Annotated in this window: 12 protein-coding genes; 4 read left to right on the top strand and 8 right to left on the bottom strand. The window is 69.1% G+C overall.

The features are described 5' to 3' along the window. Position 1: 1 nt before the first annotated feature. Together ABN611_RS06320 and ABN611_RS06315 are read right to left on the bottom strand one after the other, a co-directional pair. Entirely contained in the window at positions 2-145 is a 144-nt protein-coding gene (locus ABN611_RS06320; protein WP_350278838.1) for a hypothetical protein, read from the bottom strand. Between the two features lie 97 nt (positions 146-242). Further along, entirely contained in the window at positions 243-1,571 is a 1,329-nt protein-coding gene (locus ABN611_RS06315) for an FAD-binding oxidoreductase (RefSeq protein WP_350278837.1), read from the bottom strand. A 264-nt stretch (positions 1,572-1,835) separates the two neighbouring features. Here ABN611_RS06315 and ABN611_RS06310 point away from each other — a divergent pair, with 264 nt between their 5' ends. Then, positions 1,836-2,510, top strand: coding sequence for a DUF998 domain-containing protein (locus ABN611_RS06310; RefSeq protein ID WP_350278836.1), 675 nt, complete (start codon positions 1,836-1,838; stop codon positions 2,508-2,510). Between the two features lie 60 nt (positions 2,511-2,570). Here ABN611_RS06310 and ABN611_RS06305 read toward each other — a convergent pair whose 3' ends face one another. The 3 genes from ABN611_RS06305 to ABN611_RS06295 form a co-directional block, all read right to left on the bottom strand. Then, positions 2,571-3,929, bottom strand: a complete 1,359-nt coding sequence (locus ABN611_RS06305) for an esterase-like activity of phytase family protein (RefSeq protein WP_350278835.1) — start codon at positions 3,927-3,929, stop codon at positions 2,571-2,573. A 107-nt stretch (positions 3,930-4,036) separates the two neighbouring features. Beyond that, entirely contained in the window at positions 4,037-5,164 is a 1,128-nt protein-coding gene (locus ABN611_RS06300) for a serine hydrolase domain-containing protein (RefSeq protein WP_350278834.1), read from the bottom strand. Between the two features lie 42 nt (positions 5,165-5,206). Beyond that, on the bottom strand, positions 5,207-8,233 hold the full coding sequence (locus tag ABN611_RS06295; protein ID WP_350278833.1) for a PQQ-dependent sugar dehydrogenase: 3,027 nt from the start codon (positions 8,231-8,233) through the stop codon (positions 5,207-5,209). 172 nt (positions 8,234-8,405) lie between these two features. Between ABN611_RS06295 and ABN611_RS06290 the strand changes: the two genes are divergently transcribed. Both ABN611_RS06290 and ABN611_RS06285 read left to right on the top strand, forming a co-directional pair. After that, complete coding sequence (locus tag ABN611_RS06290; protein ID WP_350278832.1) at positions 8,406-9,299, top strand: GIY-YIG nuclease family protein; 894 nt, start codon at positions 8,406-8,408, stop codon at positions 9,297-9,299. A gap of 26 nt (positions 9,300-9,325) precedes the next feature. Beyond that, complete coding sequence (locus tag ABN611_RS06285; RefSeq protein ID WP_350278831.1) at positions 9,326-9,949, top strand: hypothetical protein; 624 nt, start codon at positions 9,326-9,328, stop codon at positions 9,947-9,949. 33 nt (positions 9,950-9,982) lie between these two features. On the opposite strand, the gene ABN611_RS06280 is transcribed toward ABN611_RS06285, so the two are convergent. The 3 genes from ABN611_RS06280 to ABN611_RS06270 form a co-directional block, all read right to left on the bottom strand. Beyond that, positions 9,983-10,723 carry an RNA methyltransferase gene (locus ABN611_RS06280; RefSeq protein ID WP_350278830.1) on the bottom strand — a complete coding sequence of 247 codons (741 nt, stop codon included), beginning with the start codon at positions 10,721-10,723 and terminating at the stop codon, positions 9,983-9,985. Between the two features lie 15 nt (positions 10,724-10,738). After that, positions 10,739-11,035: a DUF4287 domain-containing protein gene (locus tag ABN611_RS06275; protein WP_350278829.1), complete on the bottom strand. Its 297-nt coding sequence runs from the start codon at positions 11,033-11,035 to the stop codon at positions 10,739-10,741. Between the two features lie 65 nt (positions 11,036-11,100). After that, positions 11,101-12,486, bottom strand: coding sequence for an aminotransferase class V-fold PLP-dependent enzyme (locus tag ABN611_RS06270; RefSeq protein WP_350278828.1), 1,386 nt, complete (start codon positions 12,484-12,486; stop codon positions 11,101-11,103). A 36-nt stretch (positions 12,487-12,522) separates the two neighbouring features. Between ABN611_RS06270 and ABN611_RS06265 the strand changes: the two genes are divergently transcribed. Then, positions 12,523-13,689 carry an MFS transporter gene (locus ABN611_RS06265; protein WP_350278827.1) on the top strand — a complete coding sequence of 389 codons (1,167 nt, stop codon included), beginning with the start codon at positions 12,523-12,525 and terminating at the stop codon, positions 13,687-13,689. The last annotated feature ends 14 nt before the right edge of the window (positions 13,690-13,703 follow it).

Genomic DNA, 13,703 nt, shown 5'->3' with positions numbered 1-13,703 from the left:
CTCACTCCCGGGGCGGAGCGGCAGCAAGCGTGTTGCGCGAGTCGACGATCGGGTACTTCGACAACACGAGCGTCCCGTACTGCCGCCGCGGCTTGCCTGGCTCCGGCGGATCCCAGTCCAGGTTCGCGGCGAACACGTAGTTCATCCGCAGCCGTTCCGCCAGCAGCGCCGGCTGATCGGCCCAGTCGCTGCGCGCGTCGAAGTACCTGTCGACCTCCTGCAGACCTGCGACGCTCGCCGGGTCAGGCCGGCTTCACGTTGTGGTTGCCGGTGAAGACGTTGGCCGGGTCGTACTCGCGCTTGACCGCCGCCAGGCGCGCGTACGTCGCGGCCGGGTACACCGCCGCGACCTCGGCGTCCGCGGCGTCCGACAGGAAGTTCGCGTACGCACCGTTGGTCAGCGGCGCGAGCTGGTTCCAGAGCTGCTCGCGCGCCGGACGCGTCGCCTCGATCACCGGCGGCGGGCCGACCGTGGTGGTCACGAACATCAGCTCCGCCTGCCGGTGCGCGTACGCCGTCGCGTCCTCGGCGACCCGAGCCACGGCGCCGCCGACGCTGCGGACCGCGATGATCGGCGCGCCCTGCGAGGTGCCCGCCGCGGCGAGGATCCGCAGTACCTCGGGCACGGAATCCTTGTCGACAAAGGCACTCCGGGTCACCAGCTGGATCCCGGGCGGCGGCGTCAGGCCGTCCACCAGCACCTCGGCGTACGGCGTCAGCGCGACGTCGTCGGCCACCACGGTGCCGAGCGCGCGGATCGGGTCGATCGCCTGCGCGGCCAGCTCCGCGTCGTCGCCGTCGTACGCGACCTGGATCTCCAGCGGCGCCTCCGGACCGCCGAGGAACGGGTTCGCGAACGCCGCGATCGAGGTGAGCTCCTCGGGCGCGGTCCGCAGGTACTCCGCCCAGCGCGGCAGCACGTCCGCGATCTCGGCCGCCGGGAACGCGATCTTGCCGAAGTGGATGTCGGTGGTCGGATGCGCCGCGAACTCGAACGCGGTCACGACCCCGAAGTTCCCGCCACCGCCGCGGACCGCCCAGAACACCTCCGGGTTTTCGTCCGCCGACGCCCGTACGACGTCTGCTGCGGCGGTGACGAGCTCCACCGCCAGGAGGTTGTCGAGCGCGAGACCGTACTTGCGGACCTTCCAGCCGATGCCGCCGCTCAACGTCAGGCCGCCGACACCGACGCTCTTGGTGTCACCCGAGGAGATCGCGAGGTTGTGCGGCGCGAGCGCGGCCGCGACCTGCCCCCAGGTAGCGCCACCGCCGATCCGCACGACGTGCTTGTCCTTGTCGACGACCTCGATGCCCGCGAGGTTACTGAGATCGATGACAACGCCGCCGTCGTTCGTCCCGAACCCCGCGAACGCGTGGCCGCCGCCGCGCACCGCGAGCGCCTGTCCGCTACTGACGGCGTACTTCACAGCTGCCTGCACGTCCTCGACATTCGCCGGCTTGAGCACATACGCCGGGGTCCCCGCGACCAGCACGGTCCGACTCACCACGTCGTACCCGTCGTCCTCCGGCCCGACAACCTGACCCACAAATCCTTCCACCACTGCACTCATGACTAGTTCCTTCACGTTTGCCCGAACCGAACACACACCTGACGTACGCCGACCGACCGATGTGACGTGACCCAACGCACATCACACTTCGCTGGGGTATTTCGTCTGCGGTTCGCTCGTCGCGATCTACAAGGCGGCTGCAGTGCTGGCTGGCGAGACGGGTGGCCACTATCTGGAACGGCATGTTTCTTGGCAGCGGTGTCGAATTCCGGGGTGGTCGCTCGACGCAGGGGTGACGGTTACCCCTTGGAAGGACAGATCGAGATGACTACGAACCACGTGACAGTCCCGGCCGCCGGCGTCTCCACCCGCGCTCTGCTCACCGGCGGTGTGGTCGCCGGTCCGCTGTACGTCGCGGTGTGGCTGACCCAGGCGTTCACACGGGAGGGCTTCGACATCACCCGGCACCCGGCGAGCCTCCTGGCGAACGGCGGCCCCGGCTGGATCCAGACGACAAACTTCATCGTCAGCGGCCTCCTGGTCATCGCCGCCGCAGTAGCCCTACGCCAGACCATGCGCTCCGGCAGTTCGGAACGGGTGCGCGGTGGCGTCTGGGGTCCGCGGCTCGTGGGCGTCTACGGATTCGGCCTGCTGCTGGCAGCTGCGTTCCCGGCTGATCCGGCCGCCGGTTTCCCGGTCGGCACACCCGCCGACTACGCCGAGATCAGCGCCCGCGGCATGGGCCACTTCGTAGCCGGCACCGTCGGTTTCACGGGCCTGATCGCCGCCTGCGTGGTAATCGCCCGCCACTACCGCACCCTCGGCCGCCGCGCCTTCGCCCGCTTCTCCGCCCTCACCGGCATCCTCTTCTTCGGAGCCTTCGCAGGCCTCAGCGCAGGCGCCGGCAGCCGCCCAACGATCATCGCCTTCGACCTCGCAGTCATCCTGGGCTGGACCTGGCTCACCACCCTCTTCCTCGACAAACGCCGCACGGCATGACCCAACCGCCCAGCCCGACCCGGTCCGCCTGCCTGAGCCGCGCCGCCTGCCGTGAGCCGGTCAGCGCAGGCGGATCGTTAGCAGCGTGGTCTCGACGCCGCTGTCGATCAAGTTGCCGTTGGCATCGAAGGCTTCCGGGCCGTCCGTCGTTCCGAAATCGTTGTCGTTGATGACGGCCAACGTTTTCCGCGACACCAGAGCCACGCCCTCGATCTTCTTCGGCACGCCCGCGACCGTGTTCAGGTCGAGGAACAACGTTTTCCGCAGCACCGGAACACCGGCCGCCGCCGGATCGGAAAGCGCTTCGTAGGACGGAGTTGTCGCGACCTCCTCCCACTTCGAGCCGAGGAGGTTGTCCGCCGGACGCAGTACGACGCGCTGCAACCGCGCGGCGTTGTCCGTCCGCTCCTGCACGAGCAGCGTTTCCGGACCGACGGCGACCACCGAGGAGATCTTGAGCTCGCTGGTGTCGTCCTCACCCGGGTCGACCACCCCGACCGGATCGAACCGGTACGCGTATTCCGCCGTCACCTTCCCGGCCCGCGGCGAGAACCGCACCAGCCGGGTGTTCAGCGACGCCTCACCGACCTTCTTGCTCGGGTTCGACAGCGGGCTCTGCAACGCAAGCACCAGGTCACCACCCGGCAACTGCGCAAGCCCCTCGAAACCGCGGTTGATCTTGCGACTCAGGAAGATCGCCGGCAGCGACTCGATCACCGGGTAGTCGGCGCCCTGCAGGTCAAGACCCTTCGGCACGTACCGCGCGAGCACCCGGCCGCGGCTCGAGACATGCACGAGCGACGGGCTGTACTCGTCCACCAACCAGAACGTGCCGTCCGCCGCGCGCACGATGCCCTCGGTGTCGAGACCGTTCGGGTTCACCTCGAGGCGGGTCGAAGCGTCGTACGTGTAGGGAAGCTCGTCGCGGCTCTCCTGGTTCGACAGCCCGGTCACCGGCTTGCCGTGCCGCGTGGTGATCGGGATCGCGTCGACCACCTTCAGCGTCTTCCCGGACACCTTGACCTTCACGATCGCCGGATCGAACCCCGGCACCGGGAACGTCCGCCGGTTGACCCCGTCGACCTTGATCTGCCCGTTCGGCCCGCGATCCGTGACAGTCCAGAACTCACCGTCCCGCCCCGCCGGATAGAGATCACTCCCGATCCCCCCGAGATCGACGTTCCGCCCGTTCCCCACCGACCCCCGTATCAACCCGTTGGAGAACTCCTCCAACGAAAAATCCGGCAGCACAGCGGCCCCCACCACGCGCGGCCCACCCTCACCCGCAACGCCGACCAGACCCGCACTCCCCGCAACGGCCGCCTGCGCAGTACCTCCCACAGCAGCCTGCGCCGTACTCCCCACCAACGCAGCAACCCCCACGACCGAGGCCGCCACCAGCCACCTGCCACGAGACATGCCAACTCTCCCCTCACGCGTCCCTGGCGACCCTCACCCCGTCGCGTGAACACCACCACCCCCTCGCGTGAACCCCCGGAAAACGTGTGACGCGGCGGCCCGCGGTGTCAATCCAGGCAGGTTCGGAGGGCTGTGATGAGGCGGGTGGCTCGGGGGTCGCCGTGGCCTAGCATGCGGTTGGTGGTGTAGGCGAAGGCGATGCCGTAGTCGTCGTCGCCGAAGGCGAACTGGCCTCCGGCGCCGTCGTTGCCGAGGCTGCGGGGACCTAGGGTCGGGCGGAAAGCGGAGTTCAGGAGGAAGCCGGAACCCCAGCGCACGCCGGCGTCGAAGCCTAGGAAACCGGCGCCGGACGACACCTCGCGCAGCGCGTCGCCTATGGTCTCGGACGTCAGCAGCGGCTCGGAGCCGTCGATGCCGGTGATCGCCGCGGCGTACACCCCGGCCAGACCGGTCGCGGACGCGACTGCTCCGGCGCCGGGCAGTTCCATCGCCAGCAGTTCGGGATCGTTCCAGCCGTGCGGTACGTCGAGACCGGGAAACACGAGTGCCCCGTTCATCGTGACGATGCGCATCAAGAGGTGCTCGGGATCCGGCAGCGGCGGACGTCCCTCGGCCTCCTCCAGTCGCGCCAGCGCCGGCACCTCCGCGGCCGGCAACCCGATCCAAGCACGCAGCCCGAACGGATCACCGATCGACGTACGGAAATACGCCCCCGGCAACTGCCCGGTGATCCGGCGTACGACCTCACCGAGCACGAACCCGAACACATGTCCGTGGTATTCGTACGTCGTCCCCGGCTCCCACAACGGCTTCTGCTCCTCGATCGCCGCGACGACCGGGTCCCAGGCAGCGATTTCCTCGAAGGTCAGCTTCTTGTCCAGCACGGGGATGCCGGCGCGGTGCCCCAGCACCATCCGGCAGCTGATCTCCTCTTTGCCCCCAGCAACAAATTCCGGCCAGTACGTACCGATCGGCACATCCAGGTCCAACCGCCCCTCCTGCGCGAGCCGGTGAACAACAATGCTCACCAGCCCCTTTGCGCAGGAAAACACCGGTACAACGGTTTCCTCAGACCAGGAACGCCCCGGCGCCGCTTCGCCGTCCCACAGTTCGACGACTTTCCGGCCACCGGCGTGCACGCTGACTGCCGCCCCGAGTTCCGGGAACAACGAGAAGTTCTCCGCGAAGGTGTCCGCGACCGCACCGAAACCCTCGTCCACCCATCCCTGGCTCATGCACCAGACGATAGGTCGTCGCGACCACGGACGACGATCGAATTACGGCAGCGTCCACCTCTGGTTGAGCGCGCTGTTGCAGGTGTACAGGATCAGCTTGGTCCCGTTGGCGGTCGAGGCGCCAGTCGCGTCGAGGCACATCCCGGACGCCGCGTTGACCAGCGACCCGTTGAGCCGCGGAATCCAGCGTTGTCCGGCCGTTCCGTCACACGTCCACAGCACAGCAGGCGTCCGGAGCGTCGTGTCGCGAGCCGACAAGCACTTGCCCATACTGCGGATCGTTCCGTCGTCGACAGAGGGCGTCCACTGCTGGTTGACCGATCCCTTGCACGTGTAGAGCGTCGTCGGCGTACCGTCCGCGGTCGACGCCTGGTACACGTCGATGCACTTCCCGCCGATCCCGATCCCCGCTCCGGTGCTCTGGAAAACGCCGAACTCCCAGAACGAGTAGTAGCTCCCGGCAACGGCCCGCTGCGTCGCGACGACCCGGACGTACCGCGCGTAGTTCGGCGAGAACGCGACGTTGTCCGTCCCGCCGTCCCCGCTGACCGTCGACGAAACCGTTTTCCAGGTCCGCCCGCTGCCGGACACCTGGATCTGGTACGACTTCGCGTACGCCGTCGACAGCCAGTTCATCGTGACGCGGTCGACGATCTGCACCGAGCCGAGATCGACGCGGAACCACTGCGGATCCGTCCGCGCACTCGACCAGGCCGTGCTCATCGACCCGTCAACCGCCTTCGACGCCTCGCGCCCGGCCAGATAGGTGCTGGAGGCAAGCGCAGGCTTGCCCAAGGCAAGGTTCCGCTTGAGACCGTAGTTCGCGGTGTACGTCGTGGCCCCGGCCGGCGCCACGAGGTTGTGGTCGCGCGCGCCGCCGTCCGACCACAGGCCGAACCGGTACACCTGGTTCGCCACGGTCTGCACCGGATCGGCCGACACCGACACGCTCGACCCGACGATCGTCGTACCGTTGACCGGACTTCGCCCGCTCTTGTTCAGGACCGTCACCGGCAACCCGGCCGGCGAGCTCGTGAACGTCAGCGGCACCATCTTCGGATCCAGCCGCACGCTCTTCGTGTCCGTCAGTCCTTGCGCGTCGCGCGCCGTCAGCTTCAGTTCGAGGTACGACGGATACTCGTGATCCGGCGCCGTGAACGAACCGGTCGCCCCGCTGATCGACGTGATCGTGTGCGTGTGGCAGTCACTCGGACAGTGGTGCATGACCAACGACCAGGTCAGCGCCGACGCCGGCAGCGTCCCCTGCTCCGGATCCGTCGCCGACCCGGAGAAGTCGATGGCGTCGCCAACCTTCCAGGTCGTGGCCGGGCCGGGCGACGTGATCGTCGCGGTCGGCGCCGTGTTCGCGACGTTGATCTCCGTGGTCGCCGTACTGGTCGCCTGCCCGTCCGACACGCGCAGCCGAACCGTCTTGGTGCCGGTCGTCGTATAGGTGTGCTGCACGACCGCGGCCGTCGAGTCGTCGAACCCGCCGTCGCCGTCGAGATCCCACGCGTAGGTGAGCGTATCGCCGTCGGCGTCGTTCGACGCGGTGCCGTCGAAGGTCACCGCCAGCGGCGTCGGCCCGCTCGGCGGGTCGGCCTGGATCACCGCGGTCGGCGGGTTGTTCGTGCCGTTGTAGACATAGCGCAGGATCCGGCCGTTGTCGTAGTCGACCGTGAACAGGTCCCCACCGGGGCCTGTCTGCAGGCGCGTCACGCCGTACCCCGAAGCGAACAGCTGGATGTTCGCGGGATCGGGCAGGCCGTTGGCGCCCTTCATCATCGCCCACACGCACTTGCGGCTGTAGTCGCTGAAGAACAGCGTTCCGTCGTACGCCGCGGGGTAGTTTCCGTCCTTGTAGAACGTCAATCCGGAAATCGACGAGCTGCCGGTGGTGCAGGTGTTCGCGATCTTCTCGGAGTGCTTGTAGGCGTAGTACGGCGTGGCGACCGCGGACGAGCCGGCGGCGTACAGGTTCTCGCAGATGTTGACGTTCGCGCCGTCGTACCCGGGTTGCCGGCCGGCGCCTTCGTAGCAGGGCCAGCCGAAGTTCGTGACGCCGGCGGTCGGTACGACGATGCGGTCGATCTCCTCCCACGTCGAGTAGCCGACGTCGCCGATCCACAGCTCGCTGGTTCCGGGGCGGAACGTGAACCGCATCGGGTTCCGCAGGCCTTGCGCGACGATCCGGCGCGTGTTCAGGTCGGCGCTGCCGATCAGCGGGTTTCCGGGCGCGGCCTGACCGGTTTCCGGGTCGATGCGGATGATCGAGCCGTCCAGGGTCGCCGGGTCGGCGGACGTCCGCAGGTCCTGCGCCCGCAGCGCGCCACCCTCGGCGGTCGGCGGCGTCAGCGTCGCGCCGACCGGCGCCGTCCCGTCGCCGCAGGGATTGTCGGGTGTGAGGTCGGACGAGGTGAAGCTGTCCTGGCCGTAGTCCACGTAGGTGAAGCTCGCGCCGTCGCCGCCACCGGCGTACAGCATCCCGTCCGGGCCGAACTCGATCGAGCCGATCGAGTGACTCGGGTACACCTGGCACCAGTCCTCGACGAGCACCTGCTCCGCGCCGTTCGCGTTCAGCACCGAGAGCCGCGCGCTGACCTGGCAGCCGTCGCCGGTCGGGCCGGGCGGCGACGGGCACGGGTCGGCGTCGGTGTCCGGCGTACCCCACTTCGGCGTCGGCCCGCCGATCAGGCCGTCGTGTGTGTACAGCACGTAGACGCGTGGGTCCGTGGGGAAATCGGGATGCAGCGCGAGGCCGAGCAGGCCGCGATCCCAGTAGTTGTGTACTTCGGTGCGCAGGTCGGCGTACACGCTCGGCGTTGGGTCGTCGAGCTGGTCGAAGACCTTCACCAGGCCGCTCTTCTCAGCGACGAACACCCGGCCGTCCGGCGAGAACGCGACGTTCGTCGGGTCCTTCAGTCCGGTGAACACGACCTGCTCGCTGAAACCGGTCGGCGTCACTGCAGCGCTTGCCGGCGCTGCGGAAAGCGGTAGCACGACGAGCAGCAGCAGTACGGAACACAACGTGGACAGCGCACGGCGCAGCCACTGGGCAGAAATCCTCACGAAGCCCCCCAGGCCTGAGTCCGGTACCCGGCCTCACGAAACCCCCTGCGGGCACTCGGATCGCCCGTCAGGATGACTGCAAGTCACCGTCGCGCGCAAGACCCGGCAAGCATTCGTTTCGAACACGCGACCGGTCGGTCACTGGGGCGGTCGGACCGGGCACACTGGGCTGATGATCCGTGGTGTCCGCGCGTTGCCGACCGGTCCGGGCGTGTACCGGTTCCGCGACGACGCCGGCAAGGTGCTGTACATCGGCCGCGCGCGGAACCTGCGGCGCCGCGTGCAGTCGTACTGGGTGAACCTCGGCGACCGCCCGCACCTGGCCCGGATGGTACGGCGGATCGCCCGGGTGGAAGGCGTCTGGTGCGACTCCGACCACGAGGCGGCGTGGCTCGAACGCAACCTGCTCGAGCATTCCAAGCCGCGCTGGAACCGCGTCGAGGGCGGGGCGGAGGTGGTGGGCTACATCCGCCTCGAGGACGGCGCGCGGCCGGGCCTGCGCTTCGAGCACACGATCCGCGGGAAAACGCTGCATTTCGGGCCGTACCTCGGCGGACTGCGGATCCGGCAGGCGATTTCCGGGCTGCATCGGGTGCTGCCGCTGCAGTACACGGTCGAAGGCGACGGGTCGGCAGAGGAATTCGGCCGGCTGTTCGGGATCGGGCCGGAGGATCGGGAAGGACTGGCGCGGACGGCAATCGCTGTCCTGGAACGGGATCCGGCCGCGGTCTCGGCGTTGCGGGACGAGCTGGTACGGCGGCGTGATCGGGCGGCGGGGGAGCTGCGGTACGAGTTCGCGGCCAAGGTGCAGGGGGAGATCGAGGCGCTCGACTGGATCGTCGCCGAGCAGAAGGTCGCGTGGCTGGAGCCGCGGGACGCTGATGTGTACGGGTGGGCTGACGGTGTGCTCGTGCGGTTCGAGCTACGGGCGGGGCGGATGTGCACGTGGACGCAGCGCTCGATGGGGGAGTCGGCGGCGCGGGAACGGGTGGCCGGTACGCCGGAACTGTGGCGGGAGTTCGCGCACCGGAACGCGCAACTGGCGGCCCGACTGCTCGGGGAGTGACTTCCTGGTTACCTAGCATGTTCCCCATGACCCAGCCCCCGGTCCCGCCGAACCAACCACCCGGTCCGCCGTACCAGCCGGGACCGCAGGGCCAACCGCGGCGATCGCGGGGGCCGCTGCTGATCGTGGGCGGTCTCGTCCTGCTGCTCGTCGTCGTGATCGCGGCCGGTGTCGTCCTCCTCGTCAGCCGCAGCGACCGCGAACCGACCGACGAACAAACCACCGCCCGCACCAAACCCTCCGACCCGGCCGCCGTCGAGTTCCGCCGCGTCCTCTCGGCAGCCGCCGGCACCTGCCCCACCCCAGCCCCGGCCGGAACCGCCTGCGACGCCGAAGGCATGAAGTACAAGGTCGGCAAAGTCGAACTCGACGGCCGCAACGTCTCCGAGGTGAAGGCAGCCCTCGATGCCGGCTCGAACGGCTGGTACATCGCCCTCAACCTCGACCCCGAAGGCACCAAACTCTTCGGCCAGCTGACCGCCGCCATCGCCAAGCAGAACCCACCCACCAACCAACTGGCGATCCTCGTCCACGGCCAGGTCGTCACCGCCCCCACCGTCCACTCCGAGATCCCCGGCGGCAAGGTCCAGATCTCCGGCTCCTTCACCCGCCAGTCCGCCGAGGCCCTGGTCGCAAAGATCACCGGCTGACCACGCACCGACCTGCGCGGCGCGGACCGCGCGTCAGCGGTTGGTGACCTCGAAGGCGACGATTGCGGCGGCTACGGCGACGTTCAGGGACTCGACGCCGGCGTTCAGCGGGATCTGTAGGTCGGAGTCGGTGCTGACCGTGATGCCGTTGGTCTCGCCGCCGAGCACGTAGACGGCGCGCGGCGCGAGCTCGGCCTTGAACAGCGAGTCCTGCGACCGGGCCGACAACCCGTACACGTGGTAGCCCGCCGTACGCAGCAGATCGACAGCGGCCTTCGCGGTGGACGTGTTCACGATCGGTGCCTGGAACGCGACACCTGCCGACGCCTTGATCACCAGCGGCCCGACATGCGGCGTACCGGCCCGTGGCAGGATCACCCCGTCGAACCCCGCCCCGGTCGCGGTCCGCAGAATCATTCCGACGTTTCCGGGATTGGTCACGCCGTCGAGCAGGAAAACGTTGGTCGGCCGTTTCCCGCGGCTCCGTACGAACTCCTCCAGCGGGGTCATCCGGGGCGCGTCCACGTCCGCGACCACGCCCTGGTCGTGCTTGCCGTTCCCGGCCAGCCACTTCACCCGGCTGGCGGTCGCCCGCTCGACCGGCGTCCCGTACTTCTCCGCCGCCCGCAGGATCTCCTGCATCGAGTGCCCGGTCGCGTTGTCCGCGAGCACCACCTTCGCCACCGACAGCTTCGGATCGTGCAGCGCCTCCAGTACGGGCTTGCGCCCGTACACGGTGATCCACTTGTCCCGCGGTGACTTCTTCGCATCCACGCGCCTACCGTAGCGCTAGGCGTTCAGCGGGTTCGTCGCCTTCCCGTCCAGCCACAGCTCGTTGCTCGGGTCGGCGTGCGTGCCGGTGCTGCCCACGTGCTTGTCGCTGATCCGCGGCCCGTTCTTGATCACGTGCACCAGCGCCATCCCGTGACCGCGGCCGAGCTCGTGGTCCGCCTTCAGCCAGTCCAGGATCACGCCGGCCTTGACGTCCGGTGCGCCGTACCCGCGACGGTGCGCCTCGTCGACCAGCTCCCGCGGGGTCTTCCCGGTCTTTTCCTCGATCTTGTCCAAGTACGCCTGGAACGACATGTTTCCTCCTGTGCTCGTCGTACGCACCTGCGTCGAGCGAACGTTCCGGAAATCGACACCGCCGATCAGGAAACTTTCCGCAGCATTCTGAGGATCGTTTCCGCCGAGCGGTCGATGTCGTCCGGGCCGGTCGTCCAGTTGGTGACCGAGATCCGCATCGCCGCCTTGCCGTGCCAGGTGGTGCCCGACATCCAGCACGTGCCCTCGTCCTGGACCTCGGCGACCACGCGGCGCGTGACGGCGTCGTCGTCGCCGAACCGGACCAGCACCTGGTTGAGTACGACGTCGTTGAGCACCTCGACCCCGTCCGTCCGGAGCGCGTCGGCGAACCGGCCGGCCATCGCGTGGCAGCGGTCGACGATCTCCGCGATTCCGGTACGCCCCAGCGCGCGAATGGCGGCGTACACCGGGATCCCGCGCGCCCGCCGGGAGAACTCCGGGTTGTAGTCGAGCGGGTCGCGTTCGCCGGCCTCGTCCTGGATCAGGTACGCCGCCCGGATCGACATCGCGGCGCTGTGCGCCTCCGGGTGGGCGCAGAGCACGAGGCCGGAGTCGTACGGCACGTTGAGCCACTTGTGCGCGTCGGTCGCCCACGAGTCGGCGAGCTCGATGCCGTCGAGCAGCGGTCGGAGCTGCGGGCTCACGGCGGCCCAGAGCCCGAAGGCGCCGTCGACGTGCACCCACGCCTGGTGCTCGTGCGCCAGCTCGCAGATCTCGCGGACCGGGTCGAACGCGCCGGTGTTCACATTGCCCACCTGCGCGCAGACGATCGTCGCACTCCCAGCGCCACCGTCTCGGAGCGCGTCCACGAGGGCCTCCGGACGCATCCGGCCCTGCTCGTCGACCGCGACCGGCTCTATGCAGTTCGTCCCGAGGCCGAGGAAGCGCAGCGCCCGGTCGATCGTGTCGTGCCGGTCCGCCCCGGCCAGCACGCGGATCGGCGGGGCCCCGATCAGCCCGTCGCGCTCGACCTGCCATCCGGCGTTCCGCAGTACCTCGTGGCGGGCGGCGGCGAGCCCGGTGAAGTTCGCCATCTGCGCGCCGGTCACGAACCCGACGCTCGTGGTGGGCGGCAGGCCGAACAGCTCGACCAGCCAGCGCGCGGTCACGTCCTCGATCACGGCGGCCGCAGGCGAGGCGGCGTACAGGCCCGCGTTCTGGTCCCAGGTCGTCGTGAGCCAGTCGGCCGCGAGCGACGCCGGCGTGGCGCCGCCGAACACGAACCCGAAGAACCGGCCGCTCCCGCTCGGCAGCAGCCCGCCGTCCACCCCGTCCGCGAGCTCCGCGATCACCCTGCGCGGATCCGTCGGCCCGCTCGGCAGCGCCCCGCCCAGCGCCGCGTGCAACTCGGCGGCGGTCGCTTCCGGACCGACGCGGCGCTCCGGCAACTCGTTCAGATACTTCGTCGCTCGCTCGAACGCTTCGCTGAGCGGCCCCTCCCAGTCGATCATGCTTCCTTTGTACGCGCATCGGCGTACAGTGCGCGCATGCAAATCCGGAGCCGGTGGTCAGCGATCGCCGGCTACTCGCTCGTCGGCGCCGCGACCCAGCTGGTCTGGCTGAACTTCGCCGGCGTCACCACCGCGGCCGCCGCGCGGTACGGCGTCTCGGAAACCGCGATCGGCTGGCTCGCGCAGGTCTTCCCGCTGCTGTACGTCGTACTCGCGATCCCGTGCGGGTTGATCCTGGACCGCTGGTTCCGCGCCGGCTTGATCGCGGGCGCAGTACTGACGGCGGTCGGTGCCGCCGTACGCCTGATCGGCGACGACTTCGGCTGGCTCCTCGCGGGCCAGCTGATCGCATCGGTCGCGCAGCCCCTGGTCCTGAACGCCGTCACCGGGATCACCGGTCGCTACCTGGAAACCAAGCACCGCCCCACGGGCATCGCCGTCGGCACGGCCAGCATCTTCGCCGGCATGCTCATGGCCTTCCTGCTCTCCGCGATCTTCCCCACCGCGCTCCGCACGATGCTGGTGGTCACTGCCGTCTTCTGCTTGGTGTCAGCTGCCGTCCTGGTCATGGCCCTGGTGACGCTTCCGACGAACCCCGCCCCGGCTCGGCGACGTACCGACCGAAGCGCCTTGGCCACTGCCTGGGCCGACCCGCTGATCCGCCGCCTCTGCATCCTGGCGATCTTCCCCTTCGGCGTCTTCGTTGCCCTGAGCACCTTCACCCAGGCTCTCCTGGAACCTGCCGGAGTAACCGCCCCCACCGCCAGCACAATCCTGCTACTCAACGTCATAGCCGGCGTCCTGGGCAGCGCCACGATCCCAATCCTGGTAGCCCGCTTCCACGCCGAATCCACCCTCCTGGTCATCAGCCTGACCATCACCGCTGCAGCCTGCACCCTTCTGGCCCTGGCTCCAGGCGTGGCCACCGGCTTCATCGCGATCACCCTGATCGGCGCACTCCTCCTCCCGGCGCTCCCGGTCGTCCTGGAACTCGTAGAACGCCGTACCGGAGAAGCCGTAGGCACCGCCGCGGGCCTGATCTGGCTGGCCGGCAACCTGGGCGGCCTGCTCGTGGCGGTGATCGTCGGCCTACTGGTCGACCACCCACAAGCAGCCTTCCTCGTCCTGGCCGCCATCGCCCTCACCGCCGCACCCGGCGCCCGCACCCTCCACCGCCCGACCGCCGACGCCCGCTCCCGCTAGCCGCCACCCAGATC

This window comes from Kribbella sp. HUAS MG21 (assembly GCF_040254265.1).
GTDB lineage: Bacteria > Actinomycetota > Actinomycetes > Propionibacteriales > Kribbellaceae > Kribbella.
The sequence above is the reverse complement of the archived record's forward strand: the minus strand, read 5'-3'. Positions and strand labels throughout refer to the sequence as shown.